The 22,205-nt window shown below is 58.4% G+C and carries 22 protein-coding genes; 12 read left to right on the top strand and 10 right to left on the bottom strand.

Annotation, left to right across the window (positions count from 1 at the left end; genetic code table 11):
* Positions 1 to 33: 33 nt before the first annotated feature.
* Positions 34 to 2,451, top strand: a complete 2,418-nt coding sequence (locus ACMGFM_RS14885) for a heavy metal translocating P-type ATPase (protein WP_436903449.1) — start codon at positions 34 to 36, stop codon at positions 2,449 to 2,451.
* Between the two features lie 88 nt (positions 2,452 to 2,539).
* Positions 2,540 to 2,851 (top strand): hypothetical protein, encoded by a 312-nt coding sequence (locus tag ACMGFM_RS14880; protein ID WP_436903448.1) that lies wholly within the window; start codon positions 2,540 to 2,542, stop codon positions 2,849 to 2,851.
* 144 nt (positions 2,852 to 2,995) lie between these two features.
* Here the strand turns inward: ACMGFM_RS14880 and ACMGFM_RS14875 are convergent, their stop codons facing one another.
* From ACMGFM_RS14875 to ACMGFM_RS14865, 3 genes are read right to left on the bottom strand one after another with little or no spacing between them, the layout of a single operon-like run.
* Positions 2,996 to 3,673, bottom strand: a complete 678-nt coding sequence (locus ACMGFM_RS14875) for a hypothetical protein (RefSeq protein WP_436903447.1) — start codon at positions 3,671 to 3,673, stop codon at positions 2,996 to 2,998.
* A 10-nt stretch (positions 3,674 to 3,683) separates the two neighbouring features.
* Positions 3,684 to 5,420, bottom strand: a complete 1,737-nt coding sequence (locus tag ACMGFM_RS14870; protein ID WP_436903446.1) for a cbb3-type cytochrome c oxidase subunit I — start codon at positions 5,418 to 5,420, stop codon at positions 3,684 to 3,686.
* Positions 5,421 to 5,422: 2 nt separating this feature from the next.
* The gene (locus tag ACMGFM_RS14865; RefSeq protein WP_436903445.1) at positions 5,423 to 6,040 is read right to left on the bottom strand and encodes a cupredoxin domain-containing protein; all 618 of its coding nucleotides are present in this window, start codon (positions 6,038 to 6,040) and stop codon (positions 5,423 to 5,425) included.
* A gap of 246 nt (positions 6,041 to 6,286) precedes the next feature.
* Here ACMGFM_RS14865 and ACMGFM_RS14860 point away from each other — a divergent pair, with 246 nt between their 5' ends.
* Genes ACMGFM_RS14860 through ACMGFM_RS14850 form a run of 3 tightly spaced genes read left to right on the top strand, consistent with a single transcriptional unit; the run spans position 6,287 to position 8,415 of the window.
* A complete protein-coding gene (locus tag ACMGFM_RS14860) occupies positions 6,287 to 6,463 on the top strand; it encodes a hypothetical protein (RefSeq protein WP_436903444.1) in 177 nt (58 codons plus the stop codon).
* A 38-nt stretch (positions 6,464 to 6,501) separates the two neighbouring features.
* Positions 6,502 to 7,965 (top strand): heme o synthase, encoded by a 1,464-nt coding sequence (gene cyoE / locus ACMGFM_RS14855; RefSeq protein WP_436903443.1) that lies wholly within the window; start codon positions 6,502 to 6,504, stop codon positions 7,963 to 7,965.
* 3 nt (positions 7,966 to 7,968) lie between these two features.
* The gene (locus tag ACMGFM_RS14850; RefSeq protein ID WP_436903442.1) at positions 7,969 to 8,415 is read left to right on the top strand and encodes a DUF3054 family protein; all 447 of its coding nucleotides are present in this window, start codon (positions 7,969 to 7,971) and stop codon (positions 8,413 to 8,415) included.
* A gap of 110 nt (positions 8,416 to 8,525) precedes the next feature.
* On the opposite strand, the gene ACMGFM_RS14845 is transcribed toward ACMGFM_RS14850, so the two are convergent.
* Together ACMGFM_RS14845 and ACMGFM_RS14840 are read right to left on the bottom strand one after the other, a co-directional pair.
* A complete protein-coding gene (locus ACMGFM_RS14845) occupies positions 8,526 to 8,795 on the bottom strand; it encodes a hypothetical protein (RefSeq protein WP_436903441.1) in 270 nt (89 codons plus the stop codon).
* A gap of 7 nt (positions 8,796 to 8,802) precedes the next feature.
* The gene (locus ACMGFM_RS14840; protein ID WP_436903440.1) at positions 8,803 to 12,423 is read right to left on the bottom strand and encodes an Eco57I restriction-modification methylase domain-containing protein; all 3,621 of its coding nucleotides are present in this window, start codon (positions 12,421 to 12,423) and stop codon (positions 8,803 to 8,805) included.
* A gap of 595 nt (positions 12,424 to 13,018) precedes the next feature.
* Between ACMGFM_RS14840 and ACMGFM_RS14835 the strand changes: the two genes are divergently transcribed.
* The 5 genes from ACMGFM_RS14835 to ACMGFM_RS14815 all read left to right on the top strand — a co-directional run bounded on the left by ACMGFM_RS14835 (position 13,019) and on the right by ACMGFM_RS14815 (position 16,314).
* Positions 13,019 to 13,324 carry a hypothetical protein gene (locus ACMGFM_RS14835; protein WP_436903439.1) on the top strand — a complete coding sequence of 102 codons (306 nt, stop codon included), beginning with the start codon at positions 13,019 to 13,021 and terminating at the stop codon, positions 13,322 to 13,324.
* A gap of 396 nt (positions 13,325 to 13,720) precedes the next feature.
* Positions 13,721 to 14,113, top strand: a complete 393-nt coding sequence (gene tnpA / locus ACMGFM_RS14830; RefSeq protein ID WP_436903438.1) for an IS200/IS605 family transposase — start codon at positions 13,721 to 13,723, stop codon at positions 14,111 to 14,113.
* Between the two features lies 1 nt (position 14,114).
* Entirely contained in the window at positions 14,115 to 15,386 is a 1,272-nt protein-coding gene (locus tag ACMGFM_RS14825; protein WP_436903437.1) for an RNA-guided endonuclease TnpB family protein, read from the top strand.
* A 74-nt stretch (positions 15,387 to 15,460) separates the two neighbouring features.
* Complete coding sequence (locus ACMGFM_RS14820; protein WP_436903436.1) at positions 15,461 to 16,006, top strand: DoxX family protein; 546 nt, start codon at positions 15,461 to 15,463, stop codon at positions 16,004 to 16,006.
* 5 nt (positions 16,007 to 16,011) lie between these two features.
* Entirely contained in the window at positions 16,012 to 16,314 is a 303-nt protein-coding gene (locus tag ACMGFM_RS14815; RefSeq protein WP_436903435.1) for a hypothetical protein, read from the top strand.
* A 14-nt stretch (positions 16,315 to 16,328) separates the two neighbouring features.
* Here ACMGFM_RS14815 and ACMGFM_RS14810 read toward each other — a convergent pair whose 3' ends face one another.
* The 4 genes from ACMGFM_RS14810 to ACMGFM_RS14795 all read right to left on the bottom strand — a co-directional run bounded on the left by ACMGFM_RS14810 (position 16,329) and on the right by ACMGFM_RS14795 (position 19,780).
* Positions 16,329 to 17,264 carry a sulfide-dependent adenosine diphosphate thiazole synthase gene (locus ACMGFM_RS14810; RefSeq protein WP_436903434.1) on the bottom strand — a complete coding sequence of 312 codons (936 nt, stop codon included), beginning with the start codon at positions 17,262 to 17,264 and terminating at the stop codon, positions 16,329 to 16,331.
* Positions 17,265 to 17,438: 174 nt separating this feature from the next.
* Positions 17,439 to 18,080, bottom strand: a complete 642-nt coding sequence (locus ACMGFM_RS14805) for a chemotaxis protein CheC (RefSeq protein WP_436903433.1) — start codon at positions 18,078 to 18,080, stop codon at positions 17,439 to 17,441.
* 67 nt (positions 18,081 to 18,147) lie between these two features.
* On the bottom strand, positions 18,148 to 18,900 hold the full coding sequence (locus ACMGFM_RS14800; protein ID WP_436903432.1) for a 4-phosphopantoate--beta-alanine ligase: 753 nt from the start codon (positions 18,898 to 18,900) through the stop codon (positions 18,148 to 18,150).
* 40 nt (positions 18,901 to 18,940) lie between these two features.
* Positions 18,941 to 19,780: a pantoate kinase gene (locus ACMGFM_RS14795; protein WP_436903431.1), complete on the bottom strand. Its 840-nt coding sequence runs from the start codon at positions 19,778 to 19,780 to the stop codon at positions 18,941 to 18,943.
* A 119-nt stretch (positions 19,781 to 19,899) separates the two neighbouring features.
* Here ACMGFM_RS14795 and ACMGFM_RS14790 point away from each other — a divergent pair, with 119 nt between their 5' ends.
* Positions 19,900 to 20,202, top strand: a complete 303-nt coding sequence (locus ACMGFM_RS14790) for a UPF0175 family protein (protein ID WP_436903430.1) — start codon at positions 19,900 to 19,902, stop codon at positions 20,200 to 20,202.
* Positions 20,203 to 20,709, top strand: coding sequence for a PIN domain-containing protein (locus tag ACMGFM_RS14785; RefSeq protein WP_436903429.1), 507 nt, complete (start codon positions 20,203 to 20,205; stop codon positions 20,707 to 20,709).
* On the opposite strand, the gene menE is transcribed toward ACMGFM_RS14785, so the two are convergent.
* Positions 20,706 to 22,205: an o-succinylbenzoate--CoA ligase gene (gene menE / locus ACMGFM_RS14780; protein WP_436903428.1), complete on the bottom strand. Its 1,500-nt coding sequence runs from the start codon at positions 22,203 to 22,205 to the stop codon at positions 20,706 to 20,708. The two genes, ACMGFM_RS14785 and menE, sit on opposite strands and share 4 nt — an antisense overlap.

Genomic DNA, 22,205 nt, shown 5'->3' with positions numbered 1-22,205 from the left:
ACTGATTCAGGAGTGCCGAACGAACACCTGACAATGAGTACCTGCCGGCTCTGTGACCTTCCGACACCGGACCCCCCAGTGACGGAGTCGACAGTCGAGGGCGAGTTCTGCTGTCGTGGCTGTCTGGAGGTTGCCCGGTCGCTCGACGACCTGCCATCTGAAGAGGCGGGTGTTGACACACCAAGAGAGGCTTCGACAGCGGAGACTGTCCCATCGGACGCGGAAACAGCCTATCTGTCGGTCGATGGGATGCACTGCACGAGTTGTGAGACGTTCCTGGGATTGCACGGCGATACCATAGACGGAGTCTACGCAGTCGACGCAAACTACGGGCTCGAAACTGCACGCGTGTTCTACGACCCCGAGACGATCACAGAAAGCGCGCTTTCCGAGGCCCTCTCGGGGCAAACCTACCAGTTTCGGCATCCGGACGAGACTGATGAGTCCGGGCAGCGCAGCCGCCAGTTCGAGACAGTCCAACGCCTCGTCGTCGGTGCGTTTCTGTCGATGCTGGTGATGCCGTGGTACTTCGTCTATCTCTATCCACGGTATCTGGGCGTACAGACAGGAATTCTCGACGTCGACGCGACGACGCAACTCACGTTCACGGTCCCAATGGCGGTTATCGGGGTCGTCACGTCAGGTGTGCTCTTCTACACAGGAGCGCCAATCATCCGTGGCGCGTGGGTGAGTCTTCGGACACGGCGGCCGAACATGGATTTGCTGGTCGCCGTCGCTGCACTCTCCGCGTTCGTCTACAGCAGTGTAGCACTCGCTGCTGGGCGGACACATCTCTATTACGACGTGAGCGTTGCCATCATCATGATCGTCACCCTCGGCCGGTACTACGAGGAGTCGATTCGGTCCCAGGCGATGTCGATGCTCTCGGATATTACGGCCGCCCGAACGAGCGAAGCGACGCGACTCACCGACGATGGTCGCGAAACAGTTCCAATCGATTCACTCGAACCGGGAGACGAAATCGTCGTCACGCCGGGTGAACGAGTCCCCGTCGATGGCACTGTCCAGGAGGGGATAGCCGACGTCGACGAGTCTGTTGTCACGGGCGAATCGATGCCGGTAACCAAACGACCAGGCGACGATGTTGTCGGTGGCTCTGTCGTGACCGACGACGCACTTGTCGTGTCTGTCGGACCGAGAGTCGAAAGTACGGCGGACAGAATTGCCACGGCACTCTGGGAGATACAGAGTGCAACACCCGGCGTTCAGCGACTCGCCGACGCGCTCGCAACAGTCTTTGTTCCACTGGTATTGACGCTCGGGGTGGCAGTCGCGTCGTGGCATCTGGCGACAGGAAGTTCGGTCGCAACTGCGGTGTTGTCTGGACTTGTCGTGCTGGTCGTCTCCTGTCCGTGTGCGATGGGGCTGGCGACGCCGCTGGCTATCTCAGCGGGCCTGCGAGATGGACTCAAACAGGGTGTCATCATCGCCAACGAGGCGGTCTTCGAGGTTGCACCAGACGCTGAGACGTTGATTTTCGACAAAACTGGCACGTTGACAACTGGTGAGATGACGGTGTCAACAGTCGTCGGGGACGACCAGACACTCGAATACGCGGCTGCAGTCGAGCGGTTCGCCAGCCACCCAGTGGCCGACGCAATCCTCGACGCTAACGCTTGCAACGACACCGAAGCAGTCCCCGATGGTGGCACAGTCCCCGAGTCGGAGGGCGTCGAGACGGGTATCGAGGCCGACCACCCGACCACCACGGAGTTTACGCGCTATCCCGGCGAGGGTGTCTCCGGTGTTGTCGACTCACGAGCGGTGGTCGTCGGAACACCAGGACTGGTCAGAGAGCGCGTCGGGCCAATTTCAGAGTCCCTCCAGAACCACATCGAAACGTTCGAGTCTGACGGACAGCTTCCGGTCGTCGTCGGCTGGGACGGTCAGGCACAGGGTGTGGTCGCTGTCGGTGATTCCGCCCGTGACGAGTGGGAGGACGCACTCGAACAGTTCGAGAACCACGAGATTGCGGTGTTGACAGGCGACGATGGGCCGAGCGCAGCGGTGTTTCGCGAGCATCCAGCCGTCGACACAGTCTTCGCTGGTGTGCCGCCAGATGGGAAAGTCGAGACGGTTCGTCGACTCTCAGCACAGGGCAACACAGTGATGGTTGGTGATGGCACCAACGACGCGCCGGCCCTCGCAGCAGCAGACCTTGGCATCGCCATGGGAGACGGAACTGCCCGGGCCATCGACGCAGCAGATGTCGTCGTCACTGACAACGACCTCACAGCCGTGAAAACTGTCTTCGAGTTCGTTCGGGGGACGCGCAGACGCATTCGTGAAAATATCGCGTGGGCGTTTCTCTACAATGCAGTCGCCATTCCGCTTGCAATAGTTGGTGCGCTCAATCCGCTCTTTGCAGCGGTTGCAATGGCTGCCAGCAGTCTTATTGTCGTGATGAACTCCAAACGGCCAGTACTGTAAGCCACCTAACTGCAAGCGTACCGAAAAAATCATCGAGACGTACATATTCGGCACAACAGTTTAGGGGGTTTCTCTTGGATTGAGGAGCATGTTAGACACCAGCCGGTTCACAGACTCACTCGACGACTCGACGTTCGATATCGGTCCCAATCCGACGAAAGAAGAGCTTCGGACGGTGGTCACCGAGCTCAAGGCAGAGGGTCTGTGTGGCCGGCGGATTGCAGAACACCGGCTCGGTCCGTACTTCATCACCAGCCCGGCGCACGGGCAGGACGAAATCGAACTGCTCGACGAAGTTATCCAAGAAGAGTACGCAGAGACCGGCCTCTGTATCGAGACTCGACAGTCTGAATGTAGTCGATTCCGTGGCGGCTGCAAGGGCGAGCAGAACACCGACTGAGTATTGGTCTGAAACCACCACTCACCTCGGTCGAGGAGGAGAGTGGTCGGTAGACCCTACCACTGACTTGATAAACTGACGAGACGACGTCTCGATTCGGGTATATTCCCCCGACTGTGAACTAGGTCGAAAAAATACCGATAGTTAGAAGCTTCTGATGAGACGCTGGCGGAGCTGTCCGTTCTCGTCACGGTATTCGACGACGAGTTCCTGTCCCGTCGGTGACTCTTTGAGATTGCTTCGGTCGACGGTGAACGTGAACGGAGACCCATCGACGCGTTTGAGCTGTTCTCCGCCAGAAAGCACCACGACGTGGTCGATGCCCTGTGGGTCGACAATTTCACACGAGACCGTCTGTTCGCCGCCGTCACAGACGAGGTCACCGCTGACACTCTGTGCACCCGTTCCTGTCGACGGCGAGAACTCGAGAAGCATCACGCCAGGGGCGAGCGTTGCGAGTGAGATGACACACAGCGCGAAGATGGTGAGGTTGATCTTCCCGGAGTTGCGCGAGAAGGTTCGTCCGACTGCTGTCGAAGCGTTCCGACGCAGTCGGACCGTAAGCGGAACGAGCACCATGTGGGTAAATGGTCCCCAGACGATGAGTAAGAAGCCGTAGGCCATCACATACAGAACTGGTCGCCAGTCGGTGACCGAGTGAACGGCGGACCCACCGGCCCACAGACCGAACCCGAGAAACAGCAACGCCCCGCTTTTGAGCCAGCGCCAGATTGGCGTGTTCGCATAGTAGATACTGAGAAGGTCGCGCCAGAACTGCTGTCCGTAGCCACGAACGGTCGTGACAATCGATTCGTGAATCATGGTTGGTCAATCAGGCCCCGATAGACCAGAGGCGCGTGAGCAGGAACCAGTTCAACAGGTACAGTGCCACGAACGTCGCCATGAAGATGAGACACAGCGCGAACGTCCCGCGCATCTCCGTCTTGTGAATCGGGTCGACACCGCCGTCGGGCACGAGTCCACCCTGTGGGAGCAGGGCCTGTGAGTCTTCCTTGGTCGTGCGAGAGCCAAAGAGAACCGACCCGACGGACACGAGCACGAACACCGCGCCGACAATGATGGCGAGCAACGTCATCGGCCCGAGTATCATGAACAGCGGCTGTGCCGCCGAGAGACTGAACTCCGAGCCGATGATATTGGTGACGACCTGCGAGGTTCGGCGTGGGACACCGTAGAGAATGCCGATGTAGACCATCAACAGCGAGGCAAGTCCCATCGCCGCTGCGTATCCATAGGGGACGACGAGCGCGAGTCGACTGGAGATGAAGTTCCGACGGAACATCGTCTTGATGAGGAAAAACACCAGCCCGAAGAAGGCGAGTGTCGTTCCCAGTGCGACCGTCGCGTGGAAGTGGCCCACAGTCGCGTAGGTGTTGTGCCAGGTCATGTTCAACTGCATCTGGCCCATCAACACACCCGTAATCCCGCCGAGGAATCCAAAGAGGATGATGCTGAAGATGGTCGAGACGAAGATGGGATTTTTCCACGGTGCAGAGGTCAGCCAGCCAAACAGCCCACCGCCAAGCCCGCGCTGTCGGCGACCGGCTTCGAGTCCTGCAGGGATTGCGAAGGCGTGAATCATGCTCGCGAATGCGGCGCCGTAGAACGCGTACGACGTGTTGAAGATACGCCAGCCTGCGGAGAGGCCTGGGTCAACCATCAGGTGGTGTGCTGCGCCGAGGTTGATGAAGAACATATACATGATAAATGCCGTCCGCGAGACTTTCTCCGAGGCGACGACAGCCCCACCGACCACGTGCGTGAGGAAGTACCAGACGGTGATCATCGCGAGCAGATTTATCTGCTGGGTCCCGTGACCAACGATCCAGTATAGTTGGCGGTAAACACCAGCGTTTATCGAGTCGATAATCCCCATCTGCCAAATAGCAGCGTAGCTGAACGCAGCAATTCCGCCGAGGATTGCCTGCACTGCAATGACGAACGTCACAAACGCTCCGAACGCGACAAGTGGAAGTGTGCCGTTCCAGTCCTCACGTTTTTCGAGGATAATGCTCACCAGGAACGGAAGTGCGGCGATGGTTGCACCGACGAGGAAGACAACCGCACCGATGTAGAAACCGAGTGGGACATCGAGAGGGACATAGGCAGTCAACAGTGGGGCGTCCGACCCGCCGCTGAGTGTCCAGATGAAGTAGTTTACCGAGAGTGCGCCGGCAACCATGATTGCCCAGCCAGCCTTCGCGACTTTCGTCAGCGGTAGCTTCCGACCGAGGACGATAGGGCCGCCGACGTAGAGAACGGCGATCTCCATGAACACCATCCAGAAGATGAGGATGTTCCAGGCGTGCATGCTGAGGTGACGGTAGTAGCCACCGAACTCACCGATGAGACCAATCGTCTCCCAGCGAGTCATCGCAACGGTGAACGCGAAACTGCCGCCGATCATCAGCGCAACAAGTGCCGTCAATCCAAACAGTTTGACGTGGACTTCCGCCGAGCGGTGAATGTCCAGTCCCGTCACGGAGCAGGTTCGAAATCCATCCTCGTCGTAGTCGTTCGCAAGTAGTCCTGTGATTTTTCCAAACATTGTTACTCACCCGTCACCGTATCGTAGTTCTCAGAGTCGACAACGTAGAACGTACCAGACATCGAAGCGTGTCCCTGCCCACAGAACTCGTTGCAGATGACCTGATACGTTCCCGGTTCATCGAACGTCATCGGGACAATCCACTCAGTCCCGGGGAACACCTGCAGGTTGATTTGCTGGCTCAAGTTCTGTTCTGGCCGGACCGAAAAGCCATGCTGGACGTCTCGTGAACCGAGGTGAATGTCGTACTCGGTTCCTGCTTCGAGGACAACCGGGAGGCCACCCCACCGGAATCGTTGGCCGAGCACGTACGCCGAGGTGTCAGGGGGGACAATGACGTTCTGTCGCTCCTCCTCGGTGGGCGCGCGGTTTTCTTCGATTGCGGCCACCGACGTCTGGCCCGCCTTCTCTTCGTAGTCACTGACCACCTCTGCGTAGGCTTCTGGCTCGACCTCGTAGGTTTCACCGACTGGATTCTGGTCACCAAACTGGGTAAACCCGCTCATCCAACCGAAGATACCCAGCGACCACAGACCCGCGATACCGAGCCAGATACTCTCGCGTCTATTGACCGCTTCATCCCACCAGTTGCCATCCGGTGTGTCGAGTGGACTTGACATACTAGATCACCTCACTGGCACCGACAGGATATCGATCAGTCCCCATCCCAGGTACACGAGGAAAAAGAACACGAGGGAGGCGACTGCTAACAGGAATATGCGGTTGTATAGCAGTTGCATTGTCGGCATCTCTTCTGAGCTCATTTGTAACTCACGTCCAGATTTTCTTGAATCACTCCCCTGAATGTTATCGCGCACATATTCGGGTTGGTTGGCGTCATGTCAGTAAAGTAAACGTACTAGTCAATGACCCGTGCAGGACTGTTGTGCCGAACACATTCTGAGAGTGACCCGAATGACCGCGAAGAGTACGACTACCGCTCCGTCGAACAGCAACAGCAACCAATCTTCGCCTGGGGCAAGAAATCGACAAGCAGCTCAGTTGCCGAACAGGCGGACATGTTCGGGAGTATCCCTGAGTAGAGTGGGACGTATGTTCCAGTATCAGCACGCTCTCGATTATGACTCTCTTGAAATCAACGAGACAGCGATTTACATCACTGCTCGCTGTCACGACGTTTGCGGTGTACGTACTCGTCACGACAGGAACCACCCTCGCCGCAACTGGAACGCAGGCCTGTTCGCAGTGGCCAATCTGTGCGCCGGGGCCAGGCGACCTCACACCGATTGTGCTCGTCGGACTCGGCCACAGAGCGATGACAGCCGTTGTCGGTCTGTTAATCGCTGTGGTACTCCTGTGGTCCCGGTCGCTCTCGCTCGACTGGCGGGCCCGGATTTCGTTGTACAGTGTCGCGGTTGCGTTTCCGATACAGATAGCCCTCGGCGGTGTTGTCGTCCTGACCGACGTACAGTACGTTCCCGAGATACATCTCGTGCTGGGGACGGCGGTGTTTATGCTGTTGTTGACCGCGCTCGCCTGGACACTTGAATCGGAGACAGCAACCGAAGAGACGAACGCTGGAAGCACATCACCCAAAAACCCAGACCCTGTCACGGAGAGCCCAGCAGACCACCCAGCGTCGACTGAGTCCTCAGCGCAAGAACGTATCGAACCGTCCGAAGAAGACTCTGCACCCGGAACGCTATCGATGGCGGACCGTCTGCGTCGATATCTGGAACTGACGAAACCACGCCTGATGTGGTTGCTCTGTTTGCTCGCACTCGCGGGCATGGCACTGGCGACGACGACTGGGCAGTGGCCAAGCGGTTCCGCCGTCGCGGCAACGCTCGGGGGAGGGATTCTGGCAATCGGCGCGAGCGGGACGTTCAATCATCTCTACGAGCGTGACCGAGACCAGAAAATGGAGCGAACGGCCGATAGACCGGTTGCAACGAACGAAATTCCAGTGCGGAATGCCGCAGTGTTCGGGGCTGCTCAGGTGGTGCTCTCGATGGCGCTGTTCGTCGTGTTCGTCAACATGTTTGCGGCCGCGCTGACGTTCGTCGCTATCGTCTACTACAGTGTGGTCTACACGGTCGTTCTCAAACCAAATACCAGCTGGAACATCGCAATCGGCGGTGGGTCCGGCGCGTTGCCCGCGCTCATCGGCTGGGTCGCAGTTACCGGTTCAGTCGGGCTTGGCGGAGTGCTGTTGGCCGCACTGGTTGTCATCTGGACGCCGCCGCATTTCTACAATCTCGCAATCGCGTACAAGGACGATTACGCCCGTGCTGGCTACCCGATGTTCCCGGTCGTTGCCGGGGTGTCGGCCGCTCGCCGCCGGATTTTGCTCACGCTCGGCGCAACACTGATCGTGAGTATCAGTCTCGTCGCCTGGACGCCGCTGACGTGGCTGTTTGCCGGTGCGTCCATAGTTGCCGGAGGTGTGTTCTTTGCGAGTGCTGTCTCGCAGTGTCGACTCCATACCCGTGAGGCGACGATGCAGACGTTTTTCGCCTCGATCGCGTACCTCGGCATCGTTCTCGGCGCAGTCGTCCTCGAAACCGTCGTTGTCATTCCCTGACCAATGAGTAAGACAAACACAGCGCCACTCCGTGTCTGGTCCGGTCTTGCCAGCCAGTTCCCGACGACGCCAACAGCAGTTGCCCTCCTCCTCGTGGACCTGATAGCACTGTTCGGATTTCTCGCAGTCGGGCAGTACAAACACGGCTATCTGTTCTGGGAGAATCCATCTCGAACGCTCCTGCTTCTCTCGCCAATTCTCTGTCTCTGGGTCATACTCGCACTCCCAACTGGACTGTTCACTGAGTCGTCGCTCCAGAGCTCCCCCAGCACTGCGGCGAAACTGGTCTCTGTCTGGGTCGTTGTGGCGATTCTCAACGGACTGCTGCGGCGGACGGACTACATCACTGGAACTGCGCCTGAGTCGTTTTTTATTGTGAGTATCGTCTTCGGAGTGCTCTTTCTGTTTGGGGGGCGACTACTCGTGATGACACTCGTCAGGATATCGTAGTCCCAGAAGGCGATTCTCGGCTCCGACGGTGTGGACATCGGTTGCCGTACTTTCCGCGAGCACTCTTGGGCTCGCCGTTCGGCTGTGTTAACCCCTGAGCGACACCGTGTCTAAGGGTCCCAGCGAGAGACTGGGCCGGTATCTGGAGTGGTCTGACCTGTTTCTTTGACCTCTCTGACAATCGGATTCCCGTCGTACTCGTCGAGGCGGTCTGTGATTTCGGTCAGGTCTCTGACACCGCGGGGCTGAAGATATCGGAGACATTTGAGCCCGATCTCGTGCAGTTCCTGTGTTGGGGCTGCTGTTGCCTGTTCGGCGACGCTCGACGCGGCGGCCGCCCCGGTACTATACCAGCGGGCACGTGCGTCGAACAGCGGCACCGAGGTCTCATTGTAGGACCTGTCTAATAACCGCCATTTCGTGTGAATTCGAAATATCGTCAGTATCCCACTGTGAGACAGTCTCGATTGCTGAATCCACGGCCGCATCGATCTCGTCCCAGTACTGTTCCGGAGTCCCGTTCCGGGTGGCGAACCGTTCAGTGTAGAACTGGTCGAACAGTTCCCGAACCTGTTCAGTCTCTTCGCCTTCGCTGCGTACAGTAGTACACCAGCGGTTGAGCGTTTCTGAGTGGATGTCCAAGTACAGAGCGCTGAGAATCGCATTCAAGCTGGTCTGTAAGGTCGTTACGTGTTCTGAACGGTCACGGTTGGAGTCGTGGTGCAACTGTCGTGCCAGCGTGAGCACCCACGCGAGGTGGGCCACAGCAGTTTCGATGGTAGCGGAGACCGCTGGGATTGGGATCGGCTTGGAGTACTGACCGTCCATCACCCGCGCACTCTCTGTTGTTTCTGAGAAAATTGCTTTCTGCAGGTAGTAGGAGGCACATGGGTGGTTTAGTGCTGCGTAGACGAATGCGATCTCTTCCGGTGTGCTGTCCGCGAGCGGCACATTGACGAGTTTCTCCGTGCCTACTACCTCTCCATTTGCGTCGATCCACGCCCGGAGTCGCGTGCCACGAAGGACCTTTAGCATGACGCGAGGAACGGCGTACTCGGTAACGGACTCCTGGTAGTCACCGAGGTCCCTGTGCCAGATATCCTCCAGATAGAACGCCTGAACCCACGGATTTTTGTTGATATAGTGGTCGTCCCCACCGTTCAGTTTCTTCTTTGTACTGTCCGGGATGTACAACTGCCTCGTCGTGTCTTCGGTGGACATTACGTCGCCAAGACGGCGGTCGTGAGAGCGCAGGCGTTCCAATACATCGCTCTGGTCGTCAGTTATCGGTCGGAAGATGATGGTTTTCGAGTCCATCATGAACTCTTGGTCCACCCACCCGAGATGGACTGGCTGGTTCGCAGTCGTACTCTGGAGGTCTCGACTCCGGTGCACGGTCGGGATACTTGCTCGGCCATCACCACCGAGAGTATTGACTATGGCAATCGTTTCGAGGTTTACCCCAACGAACCCCAATCCGACGTCGAAGACGTGCTTGAATTCGGTCTCTTCCAGCAGGAGTTCTCGAATGTCGGACCACGAACTGTAGAAGGCGATGCTCTTGCTGACGATGTACGAGATGACTCCTTCGTTGTGAACGAGTTCCAGTGCTCGTTCGTAGAACCACTCACAGGAGTCGTTCGTCCCCTGGCACTCGTAGTTGGCTTCGTTCTTCAGCAAGGGTTCCGCTTCCGGGCTCACGGACGCCCCGTAGGGTGGATTGCTAATGATGACGTCAAACCCGCCGTATTCCATGAATACGAGCGGGAATTCGAGCGGCCAGTGGCACGCGTCCAGCTTGTCTTCTCGGAAGTCTTGTCCGGCGTACTCTCGCTCGATGAGAACACTCCAATCGTCTGGGTCTGCAAAGTGCTCTCGGAGTTGGCCGAAGATCTTCTCAACACCCTGCTTGTTGAGTGTCGGGCTGTCCAACCGTGCTTTGTATTTGTACGTGGTGAACCCCTGGCTTTCCAGATATTCGTCGATGGATTCAGGTATCCCATCCGAGATTTTGATGCTGAGTGTCGTGGAGGTTTGCGGGGCCGCGTTCAGACTGTCCCACGCTTCGTTCACGTCATCAACGTGGTCGTCGATTGTGAGACGGTTGTTGTTCGAATCACTCTGTGCTCCTGCGTACCACTCGTCGAGGTCTTCTTTCAGGTCGTCATGCCGACGTTCAAGCTCACGCTTCGTCTCTTTCTCGGGGTCACTGGATTCCCGATAGTCACGAACATCCTCCCCGTACTGACGTAGTTGGTCCTCCATCGTGGAAGACCCTCGGGTGTGCTGCTGGCCGGTTACTGCAGCGGTTTCAGTAAACCCGAGGAGGCTGTTTCCGGTTCGGATGTTGAATGTGATGTCCGGCAAGGGTGGGATTTCGTCACGTTCGTCTACGGGTGCACCGTCGGTCGTCTCTACCGGAGTCGCGCTGATCAGCCAGAGCCACAGCCGTAACTTACAGATCTCCGTTGCCCCTTTCAGGATGTCCACACCGAAGATGTTCTGTGCAATGATTTGCCGGCGGAGTACGTACTCATCAGTGTTCGGTCGACACATCGACCGCCACTCGAACAGTGTGTTCGCGACTGCGAGCGCAAATGAACCACTCCCAACTGCGGGGTCACACACCTTCAATTTCTGTAGCCTCGAATCTAGGTACTCCAAGATTTCTGGGGAGGTCTCGTACTCCTCGTAAAGGACGTCGAATCCGTCCTTCTGGTCAGATTCGATTGACCCAATTTGATTTTCACTAGGCCGGTACAGGTCGTCAGGATTGAGGGCTGTCGGTGCCTCCCCCTGCTCAATGTCTCGGTCAATCTTCTCCAGTAAGCCTTCCCACAACGCTCGGCGGGCTTTGAAGTCGGTTATGTCTTCACCGGTGTAGTACGCACCGACCTCACTGTTCCCCTCGGAAAGCAGGTCGTTCCGCTCGGAAGCATCTAACTCACTAAGCCGGACGTCATCGCCGACTTTACTCACCGAAATGACGAACTTCTCGTAGATATACCCCAAGACGGCCGGGGTGAGATTTCCGACAGTATCCGCTTCATCTTCGTCTGTTCCTTCCAGCCCGTCCAGGAGCCAATTGTACTCATTAAGTTCGCTGATTAGTGCTTCCCAGTCAAAATCCTCAACAACGAGTTCTTCGTCCTCAGAGACAATGGTCCCGTCCCTCGTGGTGAGGTCCTCCGGCTGGAAGAGCCCCCCGTTCAGGTGTGGAATGTGGAGCCAGTACGAGCCGGTGAATTTGACGTCATTGGCGTCTCGGGAGTTCAGGCGGTCGAAGAAGACCGTTCGAAGCAGCGTCCAGAAATCGTCGTGCTCGTCCACAAGCGTATTGAACACGCGACCTGTTGTCCCCGGAACCATCTTCTTGGAGTCGTTCACCGGGATGACGACGCCACGTTCGACGAGGAAGTAGAGGAAAATCAGGCGGTCGATGATTCGCTGAGCGGACAGAAGCTCCTCCTGCTTGCTGAGCGTGTATCCGTTTTCAGTGGTGAGGGAGCTTGCGAGATCGGACCGGTGGTCCCACAACTCCCGGTAGAAGCGGTCAACAACGTCCGTGTAATCGAAGAGAGCGTTGATGTCCTCAGAAACCTGTTCCAGTTTATCGAGCTTGGTTTGTGCCGTCGTACCGGTGTGGATAGTGGGATTGTAGATGAACTGAAAATTTCCACGGGACGCGCGAAATACCTGTACTCGATTGGTTTCTGGGTCGAAAAACCAGAAGTACTGTAGACGAGTTCTCCGCTTCAGTTCCTGTGCGATCTTCTTCGGCGTATCCTGCGGGACATCTGCCATCGGGAATTCGAAGTATGCGATACGAACAGAGCTCTGAATACTGAAGCGGTACGTGACCTCGTGGTCTGAATCGTACGTTACGGTGTCCGAGGTAGGTTCTTCGAGGTATTCAGCATTGACCAAGTGACCGTAGCCATAGCCGTCAGGTTCGTCGCTCTGTGGCGTAGCGTCCAACGTCTTCGGATAGTTCGTAGTATCAGTCATTTACTGTGGTATTTAATGACCGCCTTCACCTCGCTCTCTCCGGACGTACTCACCTCTTTTTCGGACATTTGAATAATTGTTTGCCATTCTGGTGACCTTCGAGGCTCATTGTCCGGGTTCGATATCTAACCCCTTCTTGAATTGACGACAGACTGTCTTCCAGGATGTTCCGTTGGGGAAGCGTGTACGTGTCCGCCTCCAGTTGCTCACGAACCGCTGAAAGTCTCTCTGTCATATCGGAGGTAACACGTCCTCTCCTTGGCCAACTAACTGTGAGACAGCACGGCCTTATTGACCTGCCGCAACTCTCAGTCTACGTCTGTACCGAGAGTTCGATACCGAGTGGTCGAGTCAAGACTCGTACACCTGGCCGAGGCCAACCGAACCGACCAGTTCAGTCAAGCGAGAGCGCTCGACCGCAGGCTGGGCAGCGTTCGGTGACGATTGTCACCTGACACGCACAGTCCGGGCAGTGGTCTCGGTAGCAGGCACGGTCGCCCATACGTAAAGTTTCCCCTCGTGTGACAAAAAACCTGCTGTCAGCCCGAATATATTCGCAACTAACTGTTAGGCTCGGCCCGACAGTGAACGAAATATGGGTGACCGACGCGAAACACTGGTAGCGGTCACGGAGCAACTACAGGAGTACGACGTGATCACCGACGCCTTTCTTGCCAAGAGTTTCACAGACCGCCTGCTGATTGTCGACGTAACAGAGGGTGAGCAGCTACCAGCGGACGCGCTGGAACTGATTCGCGAACACGACTTCCAGGCTATCGACAGTCTCGACACCGACGACAAGCGACCCCGCTCTGCTGTGGGCGACGTCGGTGGAGCGACCCGACACCACTTCGTCGACATGCAGACGCGAGGCACACACCAGTCCTACGTAGTGAGTTGATAGCGGACGCGACGGACTTCGTTTAGGTAATAGCGGTATCTGTGTGTAGCCTCTTTGTGGTGGTACAGACGAACAGTACCAGCAGGGACTCGACCGCCGAACCCGAACGTATTCAGGACAACAGTATTCTTCATTATTAATAATCCCCTATCTTGATTCAGCGAGAGAATCCCGCCCTTCCCGTGAGTGACGAGTGTTCCGACGCTCAGTCGGAACCGAGGAGCGAACAGGGGCATGGCAAGACCGACGGTCTTGCTGCACCCGAAAATCTTCGATTTTCGAGGACGGGAGTGAATCGCGTAAGCTCTGTGCAGCAAACCACTCGGTTTCTCCCTGCTGAATACATCACGTCACAAGAATTATTTGTCTTGGGTGTATCGTATCTGCTAAGGCCAAATGGAGTATCATCTGCAAACCGGGTCGCACACAGTGTACGCGCTTCAGTATCACTTCGTGACCGTCACAAAGTACCGTGCCGATATTCTCACGGATGAGCGGCTGGAGCGTGTCGCTGAAATCGCCCACGACATTGCAAATGACTTCGAGGCCGACATCAAGAACGTGGACGGCGGAACCGACCACGTTCACATTCTGTTTCGGACCAAACCAACCACAGACCTCACGAAGTTCATCAACTCGCTCAAAGGCGTCACGTCCCGCCGGATTCGGTCGGAGTATCCCGAAGTAACACAGACGCTCGAAGATGCGTTCTGGCAACCGGGGTACTTTCTCGCCACGACCGGCCAAGTGAGCATTGACGTGCTGATGGACTACGTGGACGACCAGTAGCATGACCGCAACAACCACGAAAACGCTGGAAGCTACGCTCGCCCCGCCGACAGCACACAAAGAGCGGAAACTGTGTGACCTGCTCGAAACCTACCGTGAGGGACTTCACGAGGCGTTCGACGCCGGGTGTGACACGATGAACGCAACCAGCGACGTGGTGACGCCCTACGACCTCCCATATCAGGCGAAAGCGGCTCTGTGCAACTACGTCCCACAACTTCACGACACCTACGACGCACAGGAGTTGGACGACGACCACCCGGTTCGGCTCACCAACCAAGCCGCCGAGTTCGACCACTCGGCGGCGCGTGACTACGAGTTCACATGGTGGGCACCGCAACCCGGTCGCGGGACGAATTTCTGGATACCGCTTCGTATCAACCCCGAACAAGACGGTCTGTGGCACGACCTCGTACACGGTGACGCATCGGCGGGACAACTCCGACTGCAACGCCACCGCACGTCGTGGACACTCCACGTCACCGTTGAGTTCCCGGTCGAACAACCGGACTACGAACCGACAGACGACGATGTAACACCAGTCGGCTTCGACATTGGCGAAGCACACCTGCTCGCGGGCTGTGCCTGCGAGCAGGGGACTCCGACTGACCCACTGCTCATCAACGGTGGTCGCGCTCGTCACCTTCGCAAAGAGATGTTCACGACGCTCAAGCGACTCCAAGAGCGTGACGCCGCACAGTGGCGGATAGACGAGCGATTCGACCACTACCAGAACGCACTCACTGAAATCATCGAGAAGGCGTCTCGACGTGCCGTCGAGTACGTCTGTCGATTCGAGAAGCCAGTCCTTGTGCTGGAAGACCTTTCGGACATCCGCGAAGACCTCGATTACGGCGAGTGGATGAACCGACGGCTCCACGCATGGGCGTTCGCTCGGCTTCAACAGCGTATCGAGGACAAGGCACGAGAGGCAGGGCTTCCGGTCGAATACGTCCGACCGGAGTACACGAGCCAGACGTGTCACGAGTGCGGCCACGTCGGGCACCGGAACGGCGACGAGTTTCGGTGCCAGAACGACAAGTGTTGGGTATCGGAGTACCACGCAGACATCAACGCGGCGGTCAACATCGCTGACCGCCACGACCCGTGGGGTGAGAGCCTGCCAGTGAAATCGGCGGGCGATGACATCTCACGGGATGGGAGCGCCTGTGACAGCGCCACGACCCACCGAGAGACGAGCGAGAAACCCTCGCAGATGACGCTCTCGACTTTCCACGGGTCGGAACCCTCTGCCAGCAACAGCGAAACGTAGCTGGTATTCCCATGCCGGGAAGCCGCGCCGTTCACGGCGCGGAGGATGTCACCTCTAAATGTGAGGTGATACCGATGGCAACAACAGACGCAGAGCAGGCACAGACGCGTCTGCTCGGTGAAGAGCGTACCGTCGTCGTTGACAAGGAGTGGCTAGCCTACTGGCTGGTCGTACTCCGGTTCGTTGGCGGCTGGTGGCTCCTACACGCTGGGCTGGATAAATTCATGAACTGGCCGTTCGAGGCGGGCTGGTTCGTCGGCGGCGCAGCGCAGGGGACCAGCCTCGGCCCGTTCGTGACGCTGTTTAGCGACGGTGCCCTGTTGACGTTCGTCAACATCGCGATTCCACTCGGGCAGACGATGATCGGACTCGGGCTCATCCTCGGGGCACTTACCAGAACGGCTGCCTTCTTCGGTGCCGTTCTGATGGTGTTCTTCTACTTCATCAACGGCGAGACTGGCGCGTGGGCACACGGGATGGTGACGGGTGAGTTGCTTGGGTTGCTCATCTTCGCGATGATTGCAACCCTCGGTGCCGGACGCGTGTTCGGCGTCGACGCCTATCTAACCGAGACGCGCTTCGTCCAGAACCACCCGCGTCTGCAGTACCTCATGGGGTGATCACAATGACAGAACAACCACTCGCGACGAAAGTTGCACAGTACGCTGGCGGCGGGCTAGTCGTGTTTGGGCTCGTCGGAATCGGGCTCCTCGAACTGGTCGCTGGCGCGGCCAACCCGGTCACCGCCGAGGGTGTAGCCGTCCAGGAGGCGCTGGTCCCGCTGAAGATTCGGGCCTATATCATCCTCGCTGGCATCCTCATCTGGGGATTGTACGCGGTGTACAGAATCACAGCATCCCGGATGGAGACAGTCGGCGAGCAGCGCCGGCAAGTCGACACTGGACAACCAAACCACGTTGACGACTAACGATGCCGAGTCCGTCAGTCGTCAGCTGGTTCTGCCCGCGTCGTCATCTCGACTTCTGGCGCGTCAACCTCTAGTTCGTCGAGCGCTGCCTGTGCGGCGCGTTTCCCTGACACCAACATTGCACCGAAGGTAGGCCCCATCCGTGGGAGGCCGTAAGTTGTCGCCGTCGCCATCCCCGTGACGACCAGTCCGTCGTGTGCAACGCCGGTGTGTTCGACGACAGCGTCCTCGCTCTCGCCGACCCACATCGAGTCGTGGCCGGGCGAATCGTGACCGGGAGCACCGTACTGGTCGGAGTCCGTGTCGTCCATTCCGGTGTTGTGTTCATCTGCGTGGCCGATTCCCGGTGCGTCGAGGACACCGCGTTCGTGGAGTTTCGTCACCGCAACGGCCTCGTGACCGGTCGCGTCGATGACCAGATCAGCCTCGACAGCAATCGGGTCGACGCAGGTTATCTCTCGTGGGAGTGCGTGAACCGGCGTCCAGTTCATCACGATGCCGCCGACGCGGTGGTCCTCGCGGATCACGATGTCGGTGAACTCCGTCATGTTCTGAATTTTCGCGCCAGCGTCACATGCGGCCTTGATCAGTCCAGAGCAGGCTTCCGGACCGTTGGCCACGTACAGCCCTTCACTGTCCTGTGACTGTTTGTAGGAGACATCAAGTTCCTCGAGGATCTGTTCGGCTGGGTCGCGGACGGTGACCTTGTTCATCAGGAAGCCACCGAGCCAGAAGCCGCCGCCGAGGTAGTTGTTCTTCTCGACGACCATCACCTTCACGCCACGCTCGGCGAGTTCCTTGGCCGCCACAAGCCCCGACGGGCCGCCGCCGACGATGATGACGTCTGATTCTGAGAAGTTCATGAACTCCTCTGTCCATTCCTGCCCAATTGCTCGTGTTACCTCCGCTTCGTCGACATCACTGAACTGGTCGAAAGTATCTTGGCTCATACTACTAGGTACTAATACTGAGTGGTAATAGTACTTTTGCCATCACGAACCAGACGACGCGACCGCTGGTGTGGGAGTTCACCAGAGGCTGGTGCACAGATTCGAGGGCAACTGTGAGGTTGCCTATCGGGGAGTTGAGCGCTGAAAGTACTGAATAACAGAGCCGGTCGACAGTTAGTTGACGAACCGTTCGTCGGCGACAGTGTCCTCCTGAATATCAGTGTCGAGGTCAATCGCCTGGACGAGTTCAACGAGTTCCTGCACCTGGGGGAACGTGTACACTGTCAGGTCGACGTCGGCCTCGGCAGTAGTGATCTGTGAATCCAGCACAAAGACGATTTCTTCGTCCGGCCAGCCACCCATCTGTTCGATAATCTTGTGGCTCGGCCCGTAGCTAAAGGTGGGTGTCCCCATGTTGATTGTCGTATCGAGGACGTTCGCCCACCCGTCGATGTAGCCGGAGGTCATGATGTTGCCAATCTCTTGGATTGCCGACCGTTCCATGTCTGAAAAGCCCGACTCCGCGCTGGTATCCCCGGGCACCATCGACTGTGCCAGTTGCTTGCTGTCGGCCGGGTCGAGCAGAAAGAGCACGTAGCCGTACGGCGGTTCGGTCAGTTCCACAAAGATACCAACGGCTGTTTCGTCGCCGAGATGCGTCTTCACATCGTCCATATGAAGGACGTTGATTTTCGCCACCTCGATTTCGGCGTCCATTCCCGACATCTGGCTGAGACTGTCGGCCACCTGCCGAGAGCCTTCTTTAGAGACTTTGTTGAAAATTTCTAGTTTCCGCACGTCGACCTTGAGGCCCATACCAGCTATAAGGTTGTCACCCAGTGTAAATTCTCCGCTTACAACCGACAAAATAATCCAGCCCTAACTACAGGTCTGCGTCACCGTCTCTGATTGCTGCCTCCGCGGCCGCAAGCGTCCCATCTGCGTCGAATTGCTCGATGATTTCTGCAAGTTCGTCATCGCTTGCGTCCTGCAACTCGCGAGCGTGGGCTGTCATATTCGGCACCGCTCGAATGACGTTGTCGATGATTGGGACTGTCGCCGACTGAGCTGACCGCGAAAGCGGGTTCAGGTCGATGACGAGTTCGATTTTGTCCATCTCACCCAGCGCCTCGGCCCGGTCACCGTCCTCCAGCGGAACGAGCACAACGTCGGCGTCACCAATCCCATCGGCGTCGACTTTCGCCCGTTCGTGGTCTAGGCCCGGAATGCGCCCGTCGGCAGTCAGGCCTTTGACCTCGGTGATGCCGTGGTCGCGCAGGTGTGCAGCAATTGTCTCCATCCGCTCGTCAGTCCGGTTGAACAGGTTAATTTCGATGTCAGCCCCTGTCGCTGCCGCGAGTTCACCCATCTCGCCGGGGACCAGCGCCGCGACATTCCCGTTGATGGAGAGCACAGGGTGGTCGGCGGCCAGCAGGTACGCCGCCGCGACGCGTTCAGCGGCGTCGGCACTCGGAATGGTTTCCTCGCCAAGCAAATAGTCGAAGGCTTCGCCGCGGCCCTGGGCGATCAGTCCCTGCTGGCTGGTGATTCCAGCCGCTACCCCTTCCTCGATTCGGTGGCGAGTCAGCAACGACTCGTATCGCGGGTGACTCTCCGGAATATCGATATCGCTCATAGCCACAGTTCAGCACTCTGCCTCGAAAAGCCGTCGGTTCTCAGTATTCACCAGCTTTCAGTCTCGCGCCGCCAGGGTCGATAGCCGTCACTTCTGGGTCGTAGCCCGCGTCGGAGAGCCCGTGGTCGAGCGCAAAGACTGTCTTGCCGAGCATCGCCATCGCTGCCGTTCCGTCAGCGTTGATAACGTCCTGTATCACGTCGCGAACGTCCTGGGTCAGCAGCGCCGATTCCCGCGAAAACTTGCGGGAAGCACGCATGAACGTCGACATTGTCGGCTCGCCAACCACCGTCGACAGGGCCTCTGTGCCGGCTTCTGAGAGTGGCTCAGTGTTCCCATCCAACACGTCCGCGGTCTCTAGTTCGCCGATAGTGTGGTACTCGACACGCCGTCGCGCTGGAATTTCGTCGATAGTGTTGTCCTGAGGGCCGCCAGGGTCCAATCTGAGCGACACGCCGCCGCGGGCCTGTCCCACGACATCGCCGAGGCCGGTTCCAGCTTGCACCTCGGCACCGTGGGCGACTGTGATGAGTTCGTTCGCCGAGAGCCGTCGGTCGAACACTTCGTTGACCGACAGCGCCGCACCCAGCGCCATTGCGCCAGAGACACCAAAGCCCGACCCGAGCGGAAGGTCAGTCACGCCACGGACCGCAGCACCGGCGTCCAGTGCCTTGAGGACGCGCTCGACAGCCGCCATCTCGATTTGGTCGCCGTTTAACACAACCTGTGGGTCGTCCGCTGGCCGCGCTGTCACGGTGACTCCCTCTGTCAGTGCAACCCCCCCACCGCGCGAGCCAGCTTTCGTCGGGTCCGGGTCCGGATTGCTGGTGAAAAATCCAGTAATATGTCCCGGCACGAAAGCCTGCGCCACGTTCGTCATATCGGCTCTCGGCAGGCCAATGGCTTAAATTGGGCGTCTCGGGACGCGGAGAAACCTGTTGGCCAGACGGACGGTACCCCGGGAACTTATTTGTGTATGCGTTGCAGTTGCCTGTATACATGCCAACTGTCAGCGTTCGGATTCCCGACGATGAGAAGGCCGAGTTAGACACGGTTGCAGAACTGCTCGAACAGGACCGCAGTACGACAATGCGACAGGCACTCAGAGAGGGTGTCAAGACACTGCGGACCAGACACGCAGTCGAGCGCTACCAGAGCGGTGATGTCTCACTCAACGAGGCAGCAGGGCTGGCTGGCCTCTCCATCGCAGAGTGGCTCGAACTGGCACAGGACCGCGGCCTGACGACCCAACTCGACGAGACTGACCTGAGTTTCGACGCCGAGCGTGCGGGGGACCTGTGAATGATCTTCGTTGACGCGACCCCACTGTACGACCTCGGTCAAATCGGTGAACTCGACCTGCTGGCTGTCTTCGACGGTGACCTCGTGATTCCCCAGGCAGTAATCGACGAGATCACCGTCGAACCAGCAGCGACGAATCTCGCCAGATTCCTCGACGAGAACGCTGTCGAAACGGCGCCCGACGTGGGAGAATTTCTCGACGACGCGGCACAGTTACTGGACACCGAATCAGAGACCAGTGACGCGGCACTCATCGCGGGTCTGCTCGCGGCACGGGACCGCGGCGAGGAGAGCGGCTTCGTCTCTGACGACAGGCGACTGCGGGCTGTCGCGGATGGACTCGGAGCCACCGTTACGAGTACATTTGGCGTGACGACCCGCGCGGCCGTCGACAGCAAATACTTCCCGGCGACACAGGCCAAGCGCGTGATTCGCCGGACCGACCACCACGGCGTCCAGATGACGGGTCGCCTGCGCGAACAAGCAATCGGAGAGGTCGACAGCTAGCCAGCCAGCAACTCCCGGACAGCCTCGCGGTCGATGGTCCCCGACTGGGTCCGTGGAATCGAATCGACAACCCGCATCTGTCGCGGGATTTTATAGCCAGCGAGTTGCTCACGGCAGTGGTCCTCGACTCGCTCAATCAGTTCTCGGGCGTCAGTTTGGTCACTCACGAGCGCTGCTGCGACCCGCTCACCCCACTCCTCATCAGAAATACCCACGACGGCAACATCCTCGACGCCGGGAGCAGAGCGAATGACGTCCCCCACAGTCGCTGGGCTCACCAGTTCACCGCCAGTGATGATCGTATCGTCGACTCGACCCACCACCCATAGTCGGCCGTCTTCGTCGCGGTAGCCCAGATCACCGGTATGCAGCCCGTGTTCAGAGAAAGCCACCTCAGTCTGGCTAGCGTCGAGATAGCCCGGCGTGACCGTCGGCCCGGAGACGACTAACTCGCCGCGCTCACCTGCGGAGCGGAGTTTGCCGTCGCTCCCGAGGACAGTGACAGATGTTCCGTACAGCGGTTGTCCAACGGTGCCAGGGTGGTTGTGGTGGTCGCCCGGCCGCGCTGTCGCAATCTGTGAAGCCGTCTCGGTCATGCCGTACGTTGGATAGACGGGAATTTCTGCCTCGTCTGCTCTGTCGAGGAGTTCCGCAGACGCTGGTGCCCCCCCGAGCAAGACTGTCCTGAGATCCGGCACTGACACGCCAGCGGCCAGCAGTCGAGTGAGTTGTGTCGGGACGAGCGAGACGCCAGTAATCCCGGCAGAATCGAGCACTGTTGCCGTCTGTTCCGCGTCGAACTTGGGCTGGACAACCAGCGTCGTTCCGTACAGCGCCGACCGGATAACTGGTGCCAGCCCGCCCATATGGTACATTGGCAGACAGCACAGCCACCGGTCCGAGGGCGTGACGCCGAGTCGAAGTGCCGACGCGAACGCGCTCGCTGTCAGGTTGCGGACTGTGAGTCTGACACCCTTGGGCTCACCGGTCGTTCCCGACGTAAACAGCACCAGCGCCGTCTCAGCCGGGTCGTGGGGCTCTGCGTCAGCTGGTGGAGAGCCTGTCGGGAGTTCCGCAGTGTCGGGCTGTGATGGCTTCTCCACAGTGTAGCGGCGATGGTCGGCAGTCTCGACGTGAGATTGGTGCTCCTGTGCCTCAGCAATCAGGCTCTCCGTCTCAGACGCGCAGAGCACGATATCGGGAGTGAGCCGGTCGAGCCTGTCGGCGAGTTCGGACGCCGAAAGCCGCGTATTCAGCGGCACCAGCTCCCACCCAAGCCGCAGCGTCGCATGAATTGTACTCACGAAGGAAACACCGCTCGGAAGTGCAACTGCAACCCGCGCGGTGTCGTCCGGTCCGACAGCAGCAAGCGAAGCAGCCATCTCGTCGACGGCACTGTCGAGGTCACGGTAGGACCACGTGCTCTCAGCGAGTTCGAGCGCGGTTCGGTCCGGCGTCGCTGCTGCTCGCGTCCGGAGTAAGTCCGTCCCGAACAT

Origin of the sequence: Halovenus halobia (assembly GCF_051414135.1) — an archaeon.
GTDB lineage: Archaea > Halobacteriota > Halobacteria > Halobacteriales > Haloarculaceae > Halovenus > Halovenus halobia.
This window is presented reverse-complemented; position numbering and strand designations above follow the sequence as displayed.